This window comes from Halomonas sp. MMH1-48, from assembly GCF_022348105.1.
GTDB lineage: Bacteria > Pseudomonadota > Gammaproteobacteria > Pseudomonadales > Halomonadaceae > Vreelandella > Vreelandella piezotolerans.
The window spans coordinates 1-18,533 of record NZ_JAKRFL010000031.1 but is presented as its reverse complement, the minus strand read 5'-3'; the positions used below and the strand labels follow the sequence as shown (position 1 = coordinate 18,533).

Genomic DNA, 18,533 nt, shown 5'->3' with positions numbered 1-18,533 from the left:
CGAGAAGGTCAGCTTTTCAGGTACCATTTTGGAAGCGGCTGTTGGTGCTTGATGGATTGGTTAGGTTCTTGAAATCATAGCACTTTCAGCCGCTTTCTTTTATACCCTGTGAGAAATCCGGGCTAGGGTAGCTGTACACCCTCCCATGACGTTGGCTCCTTTTATAGTCGGGAAATTCCGCCTTATGGTGGGTTTGGTTGCTCTGGTTGGTTAGATTTCCCCTGTTTCGCTATGGGTATCTATAAAGATTCTGGTATGCCTATTTCATGACGGTAGAAAACAGACTCACCAGACCAACCAAAGCAACCATTTCAGGCAATGGATGTTAGACGTTCTCAATTACCCACGCGGCAATGCCTCCCCGGCCATTGCGACGCCGCAAGCGCCTACCGTTTACCACGCGGTCAGCCCGGAACTTGAGCACGTTCCCCACGGCGCGGGTCGTTAGCTGCCTTCCAGTCCTGAACTCGCTTATAGTTTCCGCCAATGCTTGCTCAGCATCAGGCAAGGCAAAGTCTTTTAGCTGGGGGTCGTGATAGTTGTCGTGGATCTTCTTCACCTCCTTAGCGGTGAAGGGATCGGCACCGAACACATCAGCCAGCGCGCACAGTAGCGCGTCTAACTGTTCCTGCTCAGGGTCAGCCGCTTGGGCAGCATCCACCGCTTCCATCGGGTCGGCATACTCCCCCAGCAGGTCAAAACGGCGGGCTACCCACGCCACTGGCTGCCTTACCATCAAGTCCCATGCTTCAAAGCTCGCCATGTTTCCCGGTGCTGGCGCATCACCAGACGCCAGCCAGCCACAAATCACGGTTAGGGCATCGGCTACCATGCGCTGGCGGTGCCGTTGGCAATACGCCTCGGGATCCAAGTCGAATTGACGGGCAAAGGGCCTATCCGTTTCGGGGTCTATCCGGCACTTGAGAACGCGGCGCGGTAAATCCCCGGCCAACGTCAGGTTATTCCCGGTCAGCAGCCAAAGCGCTTTATTGGGCACGTTAGCATGGCCAGTTTTGCCTAGTATGCGGTCGCTGTAATGCTGGGAAGTCAGCGCGCCAGCCAGGGCGGCGCTATCAAATACGCCAATGACGTTATCCCATATCACCGCACGGGTGCCGGTCATCAGGATGGTCATGATACGCTTGCGGATTTCTTCATCATCGCGGGCGTGGGTATGCGGCCATATCGTGGGCACTTCCCCCAGCGCCAGCACAGCCACGCACTTGGCTAGCAGGGTCTTACCGCTGCCTTGGGTGGGTGCATCAAAGCCAACGGCTGGCGCGGTGGGTAGAATGGGGCGAACAGCGGCTGTCAGCAGCGCAGCAAGCAAAACGCCCTTATCTACGGGGCCTACTAGCGGGAAGTCAGCAAACGGCAGCATCAGGCGTTCTAGCGCTGTTTCGACCTGCTCCCCGGTCGGGTGCATGGGCACCGGATGGATGTCGTCGCCTTCTGCCTCCAACAGCAGGCCGGTAGCTTCATCAAAGCCGGGACGGTTCAGCAGCGAGCCATCAAGGCGCAAAGTAGGCGCGGTGATAATAGCGTTCAGCGGCTTCAACGCGCGGCGCTCACCAAGGGATAGCAGGGCCTTGGCCACGCTTACCGGGGGATCCTCTAGCACTTCCACGTGATCCCCGTTATTCAGCTTATGCCAGCGCCAGAATTGCGTAGCACCGCCAAGCCAGTGCTTCAGGGCGTGTTCATCCAGCGGGTAAACGCGGCCATCCGTAGCAGTCACCAACGGCCCGCCAAAATCAAACACATCAGGGGCACGGCGCATAATGCCAAGCACTTGCTCCACCGCTTCCACAGTACGCCCTTTGACTAGCTCCACGCGCGCGGGTGGCCTGCTCAGCTTGTACGTTTTACCACCATGGGCAAACGAATACAGACGCGGGCGGGCACCCATCAGGTACAACTTACCTACCGTCTTACCACCTTGGTATTCAGGTTCGATGGGGTCGAGCGTCAGGCTATTGTGATAGCGCTCGGGGTTATCCAGCACATCCCCAACGGTTAGCGCTTGTTGGCTGCCATTGTCAGCCACCAGCATGATGGGGAAGTCTCCAGCCAATACGCCGTTATTTAGTGCGCGCTTTACGGTTTCCCGGTTCTGCTCTAGCGTTTCGTCGCTGGCCTCACTGCCTGCCATTTCGCTGGCGCGGGTTTCAATATAGTCAGCCTGCACCATATCGGCCTCGGGCTTGGCGGCAAGCATTGCCGCTACCCTATTCTTTTCAGCAGCGGCCAAGGTAGCGGGATCCGGGTCGGGAATTACCGCTTGGGTATCCAGCACAGCCACCACACCACCAACGGGCACCGGCTCGCCTCGCTGTTGTGCTAGCGGCGGGATGCATTCGGCACCGGCGGCAAAGTCCAGCCGGTTGGCTTGGTAAACACTGGCATCCAGCAGGGTACGCTTCAGCCGTTGACCAGCAGCGCCCACTTCTACCCAACCATGGCCAGCAGCCCAAAGATAGGTTTGTAGCGCCTTACCAGCCCGCTCAATATCTCGGGCATCCAGCGCCAGCCAGTACAACCGCTGACCATGCAGCCCGGTTAAATCATCGCCGGTTTCCGTGTTCACAATATGGCTAGACGATGAAGGCCACCACAGCGCGGCAACGTCAGCCAATGCGGGCACGGCTTCATGAAGGCAAGCCAGCAGGTCATCACGGGAAAGCGTGTTCGCACCAGCGCCGGGGTCATAATCGGCCATCATGACACCAGCGCCAGCAGGCCATGAAAAATGTTCCTTACTGCGGGGAATATGGTCATCAGGACGGCCCGCTTCCAGCCAGCGGCGCTTAGATACCAGCCCGGTATTCATGCGCTCAGGACGGCCATAGGCCAGTGCTTGGTTCGTCTTGAGTGATTGCAGCAAGCGGGCAAAAGTCGCCAGACTATCCACGCTTTCAACGGCGGCGCTACCTTGCGACATATCCCCGCCGGGATCCTTCACCAGCTCGCCATCAGCCAGCCGGTAACACTTGGCCAGCCGTGCCGGTTTCGTTGACGTGATAATGGTCAGGGCGGCGGTAACGGTGCTATTCTTTTCGTGTGAAGTAATACTTTGAGCCTCGCCAGTGGTTGCAGCCACAGCGGGGCTATTTTCTGCGCTAGTCATCAAGGCACCCTCCTTGTTCAACCACAAACGTCATCAGCTTGGCGCGTTCCTCTGGGGTGGGCGTATAGCGGCCATACCATGACGGTTCCCCGTCTTTTGTCGTGAACGGTACGCGGTCACAATCAAGGTCAATTTCCAGCTTGCGGCGCAACACTCCAATAAAGTGGGGGCCATTACTGGCTGGCGCTATCCGGTCAGCCTGTTCACGGGTAACGGGGCCTTTAGCCAAGGCGGCGGCTAGTCGAATTAAGCGGCGGCTCATGACACCACCTCCCCGCGTTTGGCTTCCCATGCTTCAAGGTCAGATAAGCGCCAGCGGGTAGCACGCGGGCCAATTTTTACAGGGGTGGGAATGACTCCTTCAGAAAGCCAGCGCCACCAGGTAGAGCGGGCAACGCCATAACGGTTGCAGGCTTCGGTGTCTTTAAGAAAAGCTGCTTGGTCTTGCATGGTGTACCCTCGGTATGAAATGGACTATTTCAGACTAAGGGCAGCGGGCGGGCTTGTTACGTGGTGATAAAGGATTGGCTTATCACCACGTGGAAGTCTACTCAGGTAGACAGGATTGCCATTGTTTCCAGATTTTTATGTCGGGATCTTTAAGCCAGATTTCTCGCATAGTTGCGCGGGAAAACTCGCCCCCCTTTGGTTTTAGAATCGTACCTTCAATATCATTGGCTAATAATTCGTCGTATAAATCTGCCACAATGTCGCAACCACAAAGCTTTACGCTTTCATTAGCCTTAGTAGGATGAATTCCCTCAATTTCTAAGCGCCATACGGCAAAGGCTAAGGTTTCATTTCTCAGGTCAGTGTTGCCACGTTTTCCTTGATTTGTTTTTGGTCTTTCCAAACCTCTAAGGACTTGCGCAACAAAGCCTGCAAGCCTTTCCGGCAGCGGTTGGCCGTTTTCCAAGAGTTCGGCAGCAATGACTTTGGCCGCGTCATATGAACCAGGGTCAAACGCTGCAAAACTGGCGACATGGTCAGCGGGTTCAAAGTGTTCACCCAAGCTTATTCGTGGGGAAGTAGCGAAAAAATATTCATATGCTGCGCGTTGTTCTTCCCTTCTTTGTCGAATTGTTGTTGTGAGTTCTTCCTTGAGTTGTTCACGTAGCTCATTAATTACATTCTCTTGCTCTGGCGTCATCACGCCACACCTCCCCGCAATGTCACCACGTTTGAGCCGGGATCCCTCGCTACCATGTTGGCGACCGTTTCCCCCCAGCGCTGCCATACGTCTACTTGAGACTTCCAGCGCGCGGCGCGGTTGTAGGTGCCCATCAGTTTGGGCGGCGCATGGGCTAGCATCATTTCGACTAGCAGCGGGTCAGCCATCAGTGTTTCAGTGGCCTGGGTCGCAAACGAGCGGCGCAAGTCGTGGGTAGTGAAGTGCTCCAGGTGATAGAGCGGGGCGGTTTCGTCATGCTCCTTTCTAGCGCGGCCCTGTAAGCGCGCTATGGTGGTGCTGAGGCTGTCTGGGTGTAGCGGCCTGCCAGTGCCTTGGGTAGACGTAAAAACGAACTCCCCGGCGGCTAGCTGGCGCTGTTCTGCCAGTAGCTCAAGCGCCAGTGGGCAAAGGTGAACTTTATGCTGGCGCCGTGACTTGGTGCGCTCAGCCGGTATTGTCCATTCTGTTTTGTTGATTTCATCCCAGCGCATAAAGGCCACCTCGCCACGACGGCAGCCGGTCAGTACCAGAAGCTTCAGCGCATTGGCTACCGGAACGCTCAGCACGGCGGTAGTGGCTTTGCCTTCACTATCCGCGCGGGCGTCGTCTATGGCTTGCCATAGCTGGCGCAACTCAGGCAGGGGCAGGTGACGTTGACGCGGGGCAGACGCAGACGCGGCAATATCGGCAGGGGTCAGGCCATCAGTGGGGTTCACGTCGATTTGTTCACGCTTTTGGCAGTAGCGTAGCAGTTGACGCAGTAGGTTCAGACTATGGCGGGCTTCTACCTTGGCACTTTTGGATGCCTGTTCTAGTACATCGATAAGCAAGCGCCGGGATACGTCACGAACGTAAAAATCAGCCAGCCGGGGGGCAAGGTGACGGCGCCAACGGCCACGCTGTTGGGCTACCGTCTTGGCGGTAGGTGGCTGCTTGTTGCGGCCCGGTTGCTGTTGGTAGTGCTCTATCCAGCGGTTGAAAGCATCCCTCATTGTCCATGCGGCTAAATTGGTGGCCTTTTCAGACGCGCGTTGTTTTCGTGGGTCTAAGCCTTGCTCTACGACCTTTACCGCTTCCCGGTGGGCTTGGCGAGCCTCGGTTAATTTCATGGCCGGGTAAGTGCCTAGCTGTAGCTCGCATTGTTTCCCGTTAATGCGGTAACGATAAAGCCACGCCTTGGCTTCACGGTCGCTACGGGCTTCCAGTGCCAGCCCCCCAAAACCACGATTAGTAACGCCTTCCCTTACCTTGGCTTTGTCATCAGCGGGCTTGAAGGCAATGACCTGTTTTTCAGTGCTTAGCATTGTGTCTCCTATATGGGGAATTTTCGCCCCCACAGGCGCCCCCACAGAAAGTGCAGTATAGCGTGGGAAAGCATAAGACACAAAAGGATGATATTGGTTATTAAGTCATTGATTTTATATGTTTTAGTGGGTGGTTAAAGGAATGCTAGATAATGCAAAAAACAGGCTTAAATCCCGCTCCTAAGCGGCAGGTCGCAGGTTCGACTCCTGCCAGGGACGCCAAACGCCCCCGTGTCTTCTTCATTTCTAACGACTAGCGCGGCGCGCCTAGCGTTTGCACCCAGTAGTGCGTAAATCGAGAGTCACTATCTTCTGCGTGCGCCATGCCCATGTCGGTAAAGGCATCGTTCATGAGGTTGCGGCAGTGCCCCGGGCTTTCGATCCAGCTTTCGATGGCTGCGTCGGCGGTGGTGTGGCCAGCGGCGATGTTTTCGCCCATCCTTCGCCACGTATAGCCGTGCTGAGTAGCGCGATCACTCATGCTGCTGCCGCCTTGCCCGGTATGGCTGAAGTAGTCGTTCGTGGCCATGTCGTCGGCGTGAGCTTGGGCGGCGGTGGTGAGCGAGCAGCTCCAAGTAAGGGGGCTAGCGGCATCGAAAGAACGTTCGCCGCATTGGCGGGCTTGGCCTCGAGCTTGGTTGACGCGGTCAAGCATCGTTTGCTGCCGTTCGGTGGGAGCGCACGCTTCGGACGCGGGGGATGCCTTATTGGCGGATGAGGCGGGCGCATGCGTTATCCAGACCGTTGCCATCCACGCGATCGAACAAAGCGCCCGGGCAGCCGGGCGCTTCATGAACGGCTTATCCACCGAACTTCTCATTTTCGCCCAAGTTGGGTGTGGCGTCTTTTTTGAGATTGGCTTTGGCGATTTCGTACAGCTGGAACGTTTTGCTCTCTTTGGCTTTCCAGTGCTCACCCATTTCTACTTTCACTTCCAGTAGGGCGACATCAGGGTCGTCTTTGCCTTCAGGGAACCAGGCCGCGACGAAGGGGTTCCAGTACTTGTCGATCAGCTCACGGTCGTCGATGACGTTGGCCTTACCGGATAAGGAGACGTAGACACCGTCGTCTTGGTCCGAAAAGCTAAGACAGACATCGTGATCGCTTTTGGTTTCCAGTACTTTTTCAGCACTACGACGAGTATAGAACCAAAGCGTGCCGTCGTAGTCGTCTTGCACGAGGTGCATGGGGCGGGCGCGAGGCATGTCATGGTCTAACGTCACCAGCATGCCGACTTTGATATCCTTGATCATTTTCCAGATTTTTTGCTTATGCTCTGGGCTAGACATGGCGTCACTCTCCTTATGAATGGCTAGCAGTGGGCGATTGCCAATCGCCTCTTTCTGGGGCAATGCTTATGCAAAAGCTAATAGGATTCGTGCGGTGTTGTACAAATCCTTTCATTAGCCTAGCTGCCATTGAGGAGATCAGCAAATCAGCTCTCCGGGGAGTTCGATAGTGAATTCGCCACCGCCGCCGTTGGCATCTCGGTAGTACACCTCGCCCCCCAGCTGCTGGGCAATTTCTCGGGTAATGGCGAGCCCCAAGCCGGTACCGGGGAGCTTGCGCGTGTCACTAGCGTCCGCTTGGGAAAAACGCTTGAAGAGGTGGGGTTGAAAGTCGGGGTCGACACCTGGTCCGTGATCGCGGACGCTAATGTTGACGGTTGACTGTTGGTGCGTAACGGAGATCTCGACCGGACGATCTTTCGGCGTGAATTTGACGGCATTCGACATCAAGTTGGTTAGCGCTTGAATCAGCCGTTGACCATCGACGTTGACGCGCACCTCTGGCCACTGTGGCGTGGCTTCAATACGGACCCCGTGCTGCTCGCCGTACCCGGCCATGGAGTCGATCGCCTCTACCACCAGCGGGGTCAATGGCTGCGCGGCCAGGTTCATGGGCATTTTGCCTGCCACCAATTTCTCCATATCCAGCAGGTCGTTGATGAGCGTGGCAAGCCGCTGCACGTTACGTTGGGCGGTTTCCAACAGCGCATTGGCGGGGGCAGGCAGTTCGCCCACGACGCCGCCTGCCAGAAGCCCTAACGAGCCATTGATGGAGGTGAGCGGGGTGCGCAGTTCGTGGCTCACGGTAGCGATGAACTGATTCTTCATCTTATCCAGCCGTCGGCGCTCGGTAATGTCTTCGATCAGTGACCAGATGACGGGGCGCCCGTCGGGGTCATGGCTCAGCATGCCCTGCAAACGAACCGGGTAGCGGCTGCCATCCTTGCGGATGTACTCTTTTTCGAAAGGCCCGTAGCGGCCCTCGTTTTTGAGGCTCATGAGCACTTGCTCTTCCATGGCTTGGTACTCTCGGGGCGTAAGGTCCCAGTAGCTGAGCTGGACGAACTCGTCACGGGTATAGCCAGAGGGCAGCGTCAAGGCGTCGTTGAGATCGATGAACTGCCCGGTCTCGAAATCGTTGAGCGCAATGCCAATGGGGGCAAACTCAAAAAGGCCTCTAAGACGACTCTCGTTGCGCTCCAGAGCTTTTCGTGCCAATTCTTGTTCATGGATGTCGTGCAGGTAGCCATGCCATAGCACGCTGCCATCGGCGAGCCGCTCTGGCCGCGCCTGACCGGCTGTCCAGCGGTACACGCCCTGATCGTTTCGTACGCGATACGTGGCATGCCAGTCCCCGAGCGTATGGGCAGAGTGCTGTATGGCGGACGCCACGGATGCCAGGTCGTCTGGATGAATGCGCTCGAAGGCGGGAGTGGCGTCTTGGGCCGCCTGTTTGGGCGTCATGCCGTAAAGGGATTGAATTTGCGGCGAGCTGAACGGGAACGTGGGCCGTCCGTCGGGAAACTGTCGGTACTGATAAATGACGCCAGGCAGTTGCGCCATGAGCTTGGTAATCCGCTCGTTGCTCAAACTGTTGGTCAAGGTATCAGCCAGCCAGCGGGCGAGTAGTCTTAGAAACAAGGTTTCGCTTTCATCAAACTCGCTGCCCCGGGGTGAGGCTGAGGAGAAGTTGAGCGTACCGAACACTTGGCCCTCCACTTCGATGACGATGGCGGCATAGGCGCCAAGAGGAAAGGCTTGATAACAGGGGTGAGCATGAAACTCACTGTTGGCGACATTGGCGATAAACAGCTCTTTTTTCTGTCCGGTGAAGAGTAGTTGGCACCAAGTGCTGCCTAAATCGAAGCGCTCACCGGCCGCCAGTGGCATGCCGGGGGAGCACTCTACCCATCGAGCGGTGTATACCTCGCCCTCGATCTGGCTGAGGATCGCTAGGTCCAAACCGAGATAGTGACGCGTCGTATGCAGTGCATACTGAATTTTGGCATCGAGGGTGTCGAGCGTATTGAACGCGATATCGTTGAGCAGCAGCAGCGCATCGTGGTGTTTGCGAAGCTGCACGCGGGCTTCGTGCTCACGGGTAATGTCGACGATGAACCCTTCCATGATCAAGGGGTGTTGGGCATCGCCTGTCACCCAGTTGCCGCGCTCTTCGACCCAGCGCCAACGGCCATCGCGGTGGCGTATCTGGTACTCGATATGCCAACCTTCGCTGGCGGCGCGGGCGGTTTCGATCGCGTCGCCCACGGCGGCGGCATCGTCGGGATGAATGATGTCGGCATAGCTGAGGCACGCGTTATTGATGAGTTCTTTCGCGGTATGGCCGCTGACCTGGTCGATTTGCCCGCTGATGTAGAGCATGGTCCAGTTCTCATCCGGTAAGCAGCGATAGGTCACCCCGGGCATGTTGCTCAACAGTGACGCAAACTCATCCCGGCTGGCTTGCAAGGCCTGCTGCGCCTCGATCTCGTGGGTGATGTCGGTATGGGTGCCATACATCAACAGCGGCTGACCCTCTGAGGTCCAGTCGAACACCTGCCCGCGGTCGTGCACCCACACCCAGTGGCCCTGCTTGTGACGCATTCTTGCTTTGCAGCTATAGCTTTCCGTTTCTCCTCGAAAATGCGCATCGAGTAGGGCGGCAGAGTGAGCCAAGTCGTCGGGGTGTGCAAGGTCCAACCACGTATTGATGGTGATGGGGCTGAGCTCTTCCAGCGTATAGCCAACGATCTGTGCCCACCGCTCGTTGAAAACGGTCTCTCCCGTTTGTACGTTCCACTGCCAGGTGCCGACGCCAGTGCCTTCGATGACCAATCGGGCACGGCGCTCGCTTTTTTGCAGTGCCAGCGACAGCGCAGAGTGAGAGGCGTGGTGACCGATATCGTCCTGGATCAGTGCCTCTATCGTTGCGGCGATGTCGTGAAGCAGCGCAATCTGTTCTTTCGTGAAGGCTCTTGGAACCGTGTCGAACAGGCAGAGACAGCCTGCCGAGCGATCCGAAGACGTAGCCAACTGTATCCCGGCAAAGAAGCGGACGAAGGGGGCGGCCTGAACCATGGGGTGATCGGCGAAGCGGATATCCGCCTGGGCGTCCTCGACGATCAAACAATCGCTTGGAAAGAGCGCATGGCGACGAAATGCGTGTGCTAACGCGGCTGCGCTGGTTTCCGACAGGCCCTGGCTCGTCGCGAGCTCCAAGCGGTCATGTTGACGTAGATAGACTTGCACGATGGGCACGCCGAACACCTGTTGCGCGAGGCGCGCCACACGCTCGAAACGAGGGAGCTTGCCATCGTTCAAACCGTGGTCAACATTCGCTTCTAACGCAGGTGCAGCGCGGCTTATGGAGCCCTGGGGTGTTTTCATGGCGTGACCATCGAGTGACCTACTGAAAGTGTGCAAGGGTGACGACGCACTAGCCGCTGCGTTTAAATTTATATTGGTCCGTCAAGCTGCCTTCACAGCATAATGGCTTATGGTGGTGGGGTGTAGAGAGAGACGTGGCTTGAGCGTCGTTGAGATGTGAAAAATTGTGGAGCGCCGTTTGGCGGGCCTGATGCGGCGAAGTAGAGTGAGGAGTACCACGAATGAAACATAGCATCTTAATAATGATGGTGGCGTTAGTAGGCTGTGCGGGAGGAGAAGGCGCTGATATGCAGACGGCGGCTGCGGCGTATTGCGTCAGCCTGGGCGGCGAGCGCCTCACCCGCGAAAGCGCTTTGGGAACGGGACGTTACTGTCGACTGCCGGATGGTCGGGTCGAAAACGAGTGGCACTTATATCGAACAGAGCGATTGGATAATGATTAACGCCACCAACGAATAGGCGTTTGAAACGCATCAAACGTGCTATCAACGCAATTTTGAGCGTATAAGGTTAGCGTTAATAAAAAATAGGGTGAGCTGGTGGGTCACGCCAGCTAGGGGATCGGATGGGTACGTTCAACGTCTTGTTGCGCTTTTTTTGCGTAGGAATAATGGCTGGCTTGCTGTTGCTGTCCGGTTCTTCGGCCTACGCTAGCGCGCCTGCACCGCTGACCGATTGGGAGTATCGCTGGGGAGATGCTTCTTTAGAGGATGACGCGCCTTGGAGCCCCATAGATTTTCCTTCTAACCCCCCGGAGCGCAACGGCCAGAAGTCCGTGTGGTTTAAAACGGTCTTGCCAGAGGGAGAGTGGCGTGACCCGGTGTTGCACATTACCAGCATTAACTTGGTGGGGCAGATCTACCTCGATGGCACGCTGATTTATCAGCATGGCGATATGGAAGCGCCTCGTTTCATCGGTTGGCCGTGGCATTTGGTTCCGCTGCCGGAGAATTCGGCGGGCAAGACGCTGGCGCTGCGTATCCACTCCGATTACACCAGCATCGGGCTGTGGGGCGATGTAGAAATCACCGATCGTATCGATGCGCTAAAGGGGATGCTCCACGCTTCGGTACAGGACCTTGCGGTGAGTGCCTTCAGCCTGCTACTGGCGACGTTGGCAGCGATTTTTGCCATGATTGGGCCTGAGCGTCGGGGCTTTTTCGCCATCGCGCTGTTTGCGTTTTCGTCAGGGTTGATGCTGTTGGCAGAGACCCCCGTTCGGCAGCTGTTGGCAGACGCGCCGCTTACCTGGGACATTTTAAGAGCCGCCAGCTACTTTACACTGCCCATTGCCATAGGCTTGATGCTGAGCCACTGGTTGGATGGTGTACCAAAGCGCTGGATGAGGCGTTTATGGCAGCTCCATTTGGCGTACCTCGTGGCTTCGATTGGTCTGGTCGCACTTGGCGTGGTGAACTTGGCACTAACGTTCCCCATATTCGATGTGCTGCTGTTGCTCACGCTCCCCCTCATGCTTCTGCTGGCGCTGCTGCGAGTGCGTCGTTTGAATTTGGAGCAGCGGCTGTTCGTCACTAGTTTCCTGCTGTTTGCGCCACTTCTGTTGCTGGACATGTTGGTGGCGCACGAGCTGATCCCTCGGCGCGATGTGCCACTGAGCTATGGGGCGTTGGGCTTCTCTTTGGCTATCGTGGGGATTTCGCTGTGGCACTACCGTCATACGCAGCGTCAGCTTGCTGCGGCCAACCAGACGCTAGAAGCACAGGTGACGGCGCGAACGGCAGAGCTAGATACCTTGGTCGAGCAGCTCAAGGGGCTCTCGCTTCAGGATGCCCTGACCGGCCTCAATAACCGTCGCCATTTCGACACCTTGCTACATCAGGAAATGGCGCTCGCGCAGCGTAAGGGAAGCCTGCTTTCGCTGCTGATGATCGATATCGATCATTTCAAGAAAGTGAACGATAACTTTGGCCACGACGCTGGCGATGCCGTTTTGATCGAGGTCGCGGCGCTGTTAAAGAAGCATTTTCGCGGTACAGACGTGGTGTGTCGGTTGGGGGGCGAGGAGTTCGTCGCGCTCCTACCGGGCACCGGAACGGCCGAGGCGCAAACGCGTGCCGAGAAACTGCTGAAGGCACAGCGTAACCAAGCGTTGAGTCACCTTCATCAGCCGCTTGGACGCATTACGCTCTCTTGCGGAATCGCCACGTATCCGGCTCACACCATGGACCCTAAAAGGCTACTGCGCTTAGCCGACACAGCGTTGTACAAAGCCAAGAATAACGGCCGCGACCGTTGTGAAGTATGGGAAGGGGCCGTGTCGTCCAGCGAGCAGTAGCTAGCGGCTATGATGACTCGTTTTGCCAGACGTTTGGCCATGCCCAGCCATCTTTATGCACGTAGGCAGCCAGTAACCGCTGTTGGCGGGTGGCAAGCTGTTGATGTATCTCTTGGTGAGCGGCGGTGATGCCAGGCAATCGTTGGTACTCTGCTAGCGAAGGTAGCTCTGGGAGGGTAGGGGTAGGGTCGATGAACGCGCTGTCTAACGTCGCGAGAAAGTTTTCAAGCGTGACGATGCCCGTTTTAAGCTGTTGCCGCGTCGCGTGGTCGATATCGGGGCAAGCAATTTGTGCAATGACCAGCGCTTGATAGAGTTTCGCGAGAGCAACCGGTAGCGATTTTTGACGGTTAGGGTCGTGATAATAGTGCAAAATGGGATACGCCAGATGCTGCTGCCCCAACCGGCTAATGGCCTGTTGGAGTGGTTGTAGCTGCTGTACCAAGCTTGTGTACTTCCCATTATCATGGGTCGCGCGGAGAATTTGTAAGGGGCTATTGCCCAGCGCATGGATGGACAGCGCGACATGGCGTTTTTCGGTGACATTGGCCATGATGCTCAACATATACGTAATGGTGAGCGTAAAGAGAAAAAAGCCGTTGGCAGCTGCCAGCGGTGGTGCAAGCCGCCAAGTGTCGCTGCCCGGAACGAAGTCGCCGTAGCCCAGAGTGGTCAATGTATAGCCCGCATAGTACAGGCGCTCGACATCGTTGGCAGGGGCTTTGGTCGTGGCGTTCACCACGGCGTCTTCGGTGCTGCAAAACAGTAGCCACCATCCGACTAGGGCAAGCAGCAGCCAAACGGTCATCAAACCTACGGTCAGCCAAGGGCCTGCTGCAGACAGTACGCGGTGGCAGCGATGACGTTGATGCAATGCCAGTAACAGGGTCCATACCGTGCTAATGGAGCGGTTGGTCAAAGGGCCAGAGTGAGAGGCAGACAGCGTCGTCTTGATGGCATCATAATTGGCAAGGGTTATTAGAAGAATGCCAACGATACCGAGCCAGTGATGTCCTATCATGCTCGCTTCCTAGTTCGAAGAATCGGATGGGGTGACACTCACCACCACTTCATAAATACGCCAATCATAATGATTCAGCATGGCCTCTGCCGAGGCAACGCGCTCGGCCAGTCGATGCGTATCGCGCGGGACAATGAACGCTTCACCGCTGAACACGTGTCCCTCTTCTCGTAGTCGAACGGCAGCGTCCAAGACCCACTCGTATCGTTTGAGTGCCGTTTCCAGCGACTCGGCTAACGGCTCGGGTTGGGTGTTCGACGTAATTCGCGGGCGGCGATCCAATAAATCACCCACGGCCTCTTTCAGGTTCACTACGCCGTCCTTGGTCACATCGATGGCGATGAGCGCTGCCGCTAGCGCATCTGCCCACCAGATACCGGCACCAATCCCCAAAATGCCGATGATCGCTGCCAGGCCGGTCATCCAGTCCGCTTTGCTCATCTTACCATCGACATAGACGGTTTTTTCATGCACCTGTATGGCGGCTTTGGTCTGCAAGCGGCCAATCACCATGGGAGGAATCACGCTGTAGATGAGGGCACCGATCATTAACCAGCCCATCCAAAACGTATGCCCAAAGAGCGAGATAGCGCCTACTGAGGGGTGCTCCTGACTGATCAGTTTCATGATCGAATCCAGTAACAGCAAGCTCCCCATCAGGCTCAGTGCCGTGGCCGCGCATAAAAACGCAATCACCGTGGCGCGTTGGTAGCCGTAGGGAAAGGTATCGTTAGGGGGGCGGTTACGAAAATGCATGGCGATCAAGAATGCCACGGGAGGAATGAGCGATAGGATGTCCTCTATCCAGGCCGCTTTCATGGCTTGGCTGCTGCCTAATACCAACCCAAGCACCAGAATGATTGAGACCCGAAACCCCAAGTTCCACCACTCCAGTCCCACCAAATAATCGAGCTGGCGCTGTTTGTCAGCAGGCATACGGTAGGGCTTGCGTATTTTCATTCAGCGGCCTCGACGCGTTTTAGCTGCTCATAGAGAGAGGATTGGGCATTGAGATGGCGTTGAAGCGCCAACATGAGGGCGTTTTCCCCTTTGGGTAGCGCCATCACATGGTGTTCGCTGGTGAGTCGATGAGCCGTTGGTCGAAAGCCATGGGCCTCTAACCACCATTGAGGGCCAGCTACCCAGCCCGGCGCGTCATGCACGCGCTCGGTGATCACGGGAGTCGCACCCAGCGCACGGATCGACTGCGTGACGCTATTGAGACGCGCCACGGCGATGTCTTGGCCCTCGAGGGCAGCGTCGCCCGCTGCGTGAGCGCTAGGGTGATGAGGCGCGATACCAATGACATGATGTGAGGTGAAGTACGGGCGTGTCGTGGCGGCTAGCTGAGTAAGACGCGTATTGTGAGTAAAGCCGCCGGCCACGATATCGAGCTGGTGGTGGTTGAGCGCTTTCAGTAGCTCGTTTTCACTGCCCCAGTGCCACTCGATGGACGCATCGAGGCTATTGGCAAACTGGGATAGAAGGCCGATGTCCACCCCTTTGGGGCCCGCAGCGGTAGCGATGACCCAAGGTGGGTTTTCCGTGATACCGATGAAGAGCGTGCCGCCCTCGATATCGCTTATTTTGCGTTCTACATTTTGGGGATAGCGACAGCCAACAAGCGTTAAAAAAAACGCTATACATAGGCATAGTGCGTAACTTTTATGTGACGATTTTTTTCTCACGTTGATGTAAATCTTAGTATTAAAGGGGCGGCTAATAAGCGGCTACTTTTATGTTTCGTTCACTACTGCATGATATAACGAACACAGTAGAAACAGCCGTGCTGTTATCAGCACGGCTGAGCCATTGAAAGACAATGTCGTTAAAGGCGCGGACATTAAGCGGCAATGCTCGCACAGGCGTTGGCACACTGTTGGCAAGCTTGGGCACACGCTTGGCAGTGATCAGCGTCGTGTTTGGCACACTCGTCGGCACACTTTTGGCAAATGTCGGCGCAAAGTTGGCAGATGTCATTGGCGTATTCGCTGTTTTGGGCCATGTAGGACGCCGCCAAGCGACAGATCTGAGCGCACTGAATATCCATGCGTATGCACTCGGCCATTTTGTGTACTTCATCCTCTTGAAGGCACTGGGTAGCGCACTGGTCACAATACGCGGCGCAGATATGACAAGCCTCGATTTTTTCCTTGAACGCTCCAAAATGCATCGTCAGCTCCTGTAGCCACTCTAGTCAACGAATGGGAGGTATTCCCTTATGGGTCGAAAGTTAAAGCTAGCCGACGATGAGACAACGTACCTGCAATGCCTCTAATTTTTAATATTGTTTAATTTTTCAATAAGGTTTTTTTAAGCATTGTATAGCTTATGTTGAGCCTAAGGGGGAATGTCAAATAATGTGACATGCTAGGTAACTACCGTTACTTTTTTTAGCGCCTGAGCCATAGTACGCCTACTGGGCTTGCAGGTGTAAAAAGTATTCTCCCAAAGGGGGTGGCAATGCGTAATAACGGCTATGTATCACAAACGAATTATCCGATTGAACCCGATGACTTCTTAATCTCCCGCACGGATATCAACGGCTATATTACGTATGCCAACCCGCGCTTTATCGAGGTGAGCGGCTTCGCCATCGAAGAGTTGATGAATGAACCGCACAACGTCGTTCGGCATCCGGATATGCCGCCTGAGGTGTACCGGGATATGTGGGCAACCCTGAGAGAAGGGCTCTCTTGGCAAGGATACGTCAAAAATCGCCGTAAAAACGGCGACCACTATTGGGTGCACGCCAATGTCGTGCCCGTCGTCGATAAAGGCGAGCTGCAAGGCTACGCGTCGCTTCGCTCTTATGCGGGGGAAGAGAAGGCGCGCTATTTCGATCACCTGTATCGTCAAATGCGTGAAAACAACTGCCCCTACTATTTAAAGCGCGGCAAACTCAAGCGCAAAGGGTTGCGCGGCAAGTTGCCATCGTTTCAGTGGGAGGGAGTGAAGGCGCGCGTCGTTCTGTCGTCTTTGGCGAGCGTAGCGCTACTGGGGGGTGGCTTGTGGATCACGCAACGCTTTTCTCTCGAGAGCTGGTCTTTGGTTGTGCTTGCCCTAGTGCTGGCAAGTGCGATCTGGTCGGTGAACGCGTTGCTGCTAGGTTCCTTGAGTCGTTCGGTCGCATCGCTGAAAGACATTGCGCTGCAGCTGGCAGCGGGCAACTTGAACACGGTGATTCCTTCCACTCGCCGCCAATCGCTTCGTCAAACGCTGGAGGCACTTCAGCTCATGCGCCGCTCGCTGCTCTCTACCGCCAGTGATATTCAGCGCAATATGGACACCATTGGCCCGGTGGTGAGCCAAATTCTAAGCAATAACGCCAACATGGCGGATCGCCTGGAACAGCAAGCCTCCGCGGTACAAGAGACGGCTGCCAGCATGGAGGAGATTTCCAGCACCGTGCGTCAAAGCGCCTCGAATGCGCAGCTTGCGAGCAAGGCGGCCGATACCAACCTCGCCGAAGTGGGCAACGCGTCGCGCCTGACAGACGAGTTGGCTCAGGCCATGGACGCGTTGACCAAGCAGTCCGAACGGATGAAACACATGGTGCAAGCCATCGATGCCATCGCGTTTCAAACCAATATTCTGGCTCTCAATGCGTCGGTGGAAGCGGCGCGTGCTGGCGAACACGGACGTGGCTTTGCGGTAGTGGCCCAAGAGGTGCGAAAGCTCTCCAATCAGACCGCTGAAGCGGCCAAAGAAGTGCAGCGCATGATCGTGGACACCAATCAAAGCGTGCTGGAAAGCGCGTCTCATACGCGAGAAACGCAAGCGGCGACCCAGCGTATCCGACATGCCAGTCAGCGGGTCAACGACCTGATGGCAGAGATTAGCCGAGCGGCCAGCGAGCAGAGCGACGGCGTTGCCCAAGTAGGACTAGCCATTGCCGAGATCGACAGCACGACCCAAGCCAGCGCCTCGGATATGGAGAGCTACCGGCGGGTGGCAGATACCCTCAGTGGGGAAGCCGCCGCTCTGACCAACAGCGTCAACGCCTTCAGAACCTCACAAGGCGCGCAGCCTTTGCCAGCGCTACGCCGCTCGCAGCCGCTTGGGCTCCATCAGTCCGCCGCCAAAGTGCTGCCCTCCAAGCAGTCGTCAGCGGGTGAGTGGGAGCAGTTCTAGTCCACGTTGAGTAAGTGCCCCTTAGCGGCGTGTTGTTCTAGGCGTTTTGGCGCAGAGTGTGCAACACGCCGTTGAGGGCGTTTAATCCTATCTTAGCATGTGAGATGTTTACGCGAGTTTAACCAAGCACCTGTCTGTTAACTGATCGAGCCTGTCGAAACCCAAGAGTCCAAACGCACGATCAACCTCGTCGCGCAGAATGTCCAGCGCATGTTCGGCGCCTGCTTGCCCTCCGGCTGCTAGCCCGTAGAGAGTGGCGCGGCCTAGCCATACAGCGTCGGCGCCAAGCGCCAATGCTTTTACAATATCGGTACCCCGCCTAAAACCACTATCAACAAACAGTTGGCAGCGTCCCCCGACGGCAGCTTTGACAGCTGGCAGTATATCCATTGGAGAGATGGCATGGTTTAGCTGCCTACCACCGTGGTTGGATAGCACAATCGCATCGGCACCAAGTTGAGCGGCTTTGCTAGCCTCTTCGGGATCCAAAATACCTTTGATGATTAGCTTCCCAGGCCATAAGTCGCGGAGCCATTCGATATCTTCCCAGTTAAGGGAGGGGTCGAGCTGCTGACCAATGATGACGGAGGCTCCTTGGGCGCTGCGTTGGTTGGGCGGCAGGAGCGCGTCCAGGTTTTTGAAAGTTGGGGGGCCGTCTGGGTAGAGCACATCCAGCAGAGTTAAGCTCAGTTCTTGTGTATGGAGGGCAGTAGAGAGGGTGGCGTATCCTGTTGATTGATCTCGCCAGATCACAACCAACATAGGACGGATACGCCATGAGCAATTCTACTCTCCAAGCCGTGA

At 56.2% G+C, this 18,533-nt stretch carries 16 protein-coding genes; 3 read left to right on the top strand and 13 right to left on the bottom strand.

Annotated features, from left to right (window positions below):
* Positions 1-325 precede the first annotated feature (325 nt).
* From MHM37_RS16565 to MHM37_RS16530, 8 genes are all read right to left on the bottom strand, one after another.
* On the bottom strand, positions 326-3,127 hold the full coding sequence (locus MHM37_RS16565) for a hypothetical protein (RefSeq protein WP_239297362.1): 2,802 nt from the start codon (positions 3,125-3,127) through the stop codon (positions 326-328).
* Positions 3,120-3,389, bottom strand: a complete 270-nt coding sequence (locus tag MHM37_RS16560; protein WP_239297361.1) for a stage VI sporulation protein F — start codon at positions 3,387-3,389, stop codon at positions 3,120-3,122. Before MHM37_RS16560 ends, MHM37_RS16565 begins: the two co-directional genes overlap by 8 nt.
* A complete protein-coding gene (locus tag MHM37_RS16555; RefSeq protein WP_062362402.1) occupies positions 3,386-3,577 on the bottom strand; it encodes a helix-turn-helix domain-containing protein in 192 nt (63 codons plus the stop codon). The genes MHM37_RS16560 and MHM37_RS16555 overlap by 4 nt, the downstream gene beginning before the upstream one ends.
* 97 nt (positions 3,578-3,674) lie before the next feature.
* A complete protein-coding gene (locus MHM37_RS16550) occupies positions 3,675-4,280 on the bottom strand; it encodes a hypothetical protein (RefSeq protein WP_153016746.1) in 606 nt (201 codons plus the stop codon).
* Positions 4,277-5,602 (bottom strand): site-specific integrase, encoded by a 1,326-nt coding sequence (locus tag MHM37_RS16545; protein ID WP_239297359.1) that lies wholly within the window; start codon positions 5,600-5,602, stop codon positions 4,277-4,279. The genes MHM37_RS16550 and MHM37_RS16545 overlap by 4 nt, the downstream gene beginning before the upstream one ends.
* Positions 5,603-5,855: 253 nt before the next feature.
* Positions 5,856-6,410 (bottom strand): CAP domain-containing protein, encoded by a 555-nt coding sequence (locus MHM37_RS16540; RefSeq protein WP_239297358.1) that lies wholly within the window; start codon positions 6,408-6,410, stop codon positions 5,856-5,858.
* On the bottom strand, positions 6,403-6,891 hold the full coding sequence (locus tag MHM37_RS16535; RefSeq protein ID WP_139527050.1) for a pyridoxamine 5'-phosphate oxidase family protein: 489 nt from the start codon (positions 6,889-6,891) through the stop codon (positions 6,403-6,405). The genes MHM37_RS16540 and MHM37_RS16535 overlap by 8 nt, the downstream gene beginning before the upstream one ends.
* 138 nt (positions 6,892-7,029) lie before the next feature.
* Positions 7,030-10,278 (bottom strand): PAS domain-containing protein, encoded by a 3,249-nt coding sequence (locus tag MHM37_RS16530; protein WP_239297357.1) that lies wholly within the window; start codon positions 10,276-10,278, stop codon positions 7,030-7,032.
* Positions 10,279-10,499: 221 nt separating this feature from the next.
* Between MHM37_RS16530 and MHM37_RS16525 the strand changes: the two genes are divergently transcribed.
* Positions 10,500-10,721, top strand: a complete 222-nt coding sequence (locus tag MHM37_RS16525; protein ID WP_239297356.1) for a DUF333 domain-containing protein — start codon at positions 10,500-10,502, stop codon at positions 10,719-10,721.
* Between the two features lie 167 nt (positions 10,722-10,888).
* Complete coding sequence (locus tag MHM37_RS16520) at positions 10,889-12,574, top strand: GGDEF domain-containing protein (protein WP_239297355.1); 1,686 nt, start codon at positions 10,889-10,891, stop codon at positions 12,572-12,574.
* 7 nt (positions 12,575-12,581) lie between these two features.
* Here the strand turns inward: MHM37_RS16520 and MHM37_RS16515 are convergent, their stop codons facing one another.
* The 4 genes from MHM37_RS16515 to MHM37_RS17205 form a co-directional block, all read right to left on the bottom strand.
* The gene (locus tag MHM37_RS16515; RefSeq protein WP_139527053.1) at positions 12,582-13,595 is read right to left on the bottom strand and encodes a potassium channel family protein; all 1,014 of its coding nucleotides are present in this window, start codon (positions 13,593-13,595) and stop codon (positions 12,582-12,584) included.
* Between the two features lie 9 nt (positions 13,596-13,604).
* The gene (locus tag MHM37_RS16510; protein WP_239297354.1) at positions 13,605-14,555 is read right to left on the bottom strand and encodes a cation transporter; all 951 of its coding nucleotides are present in this window, start codon (positions 14,553-14,555) and stop codon (positions 13,605-13,607) included.
* Positions 14,552-15,283 (bottom strand): transporter substrate-binding domain-containing protein, encoded by a 732-nt coding sequence (locus MHM37_RS16505; protein WP_239297353.1) that lies wholly within the window; start codon positions 15,281-15,283, stop codon positions 14,552-14,554. The genes MHM37_RS16510 and MHM37_RS16505 overlap by 4 nt, the downstream gene beginning before the upstream one ends.
* 155 nt (positions 15,284-15,438) lie before the next feature.
* Positions 15,439-15,600: a four-helix bundle copper-binding protein gene (locus tag MHM37_RS17205; RefSeq protein ID WP_331272613.1), complete on the bottom strand. Its 162-nt coding sequence runs from the start codon at positions 15,598-15,600 to the stop codon at positions 15,439-15,441.
* Positions 15,601-16,058: 458 nt separating this feature from the next.
* Between MHM37_RS17205 and MHM37_RS16495 the strand changes: the two genes are divergently transcribed.
* Positions 16,059-17,729: a PAS domain-containing methyl-accepting chemotaxis protein gene (locus tag MHM37_RS16495; protein WP_239297352.1), complete on the top strand. Its 1,671-nt coding sequence runs from the start codon at positions 16,059-16,061 to the stop codon at positions 17,727-17,729.
* 108 nt (positions 17,730-17,837) lie between these two features.
* Here MHM37_RS16495 and MHM37_RS16490 read toward each other — a convergent pair whose 3' ends face one another.
* The gene (locus MHM37_RS16490) at positions 17,838-18,491 is read right to left on the bottom strand and encodes an alpha-hydroxy acid oxidase (RefSeq protein ID WP_239297351.1); all 654 of its coding nucleotides are present in this window, start codon (positions 18,489-18,491) and stop codon (positions 17,838-17,840) included.
* Positions 18,492-18,533: the final 42 nt, after the last annotated feature.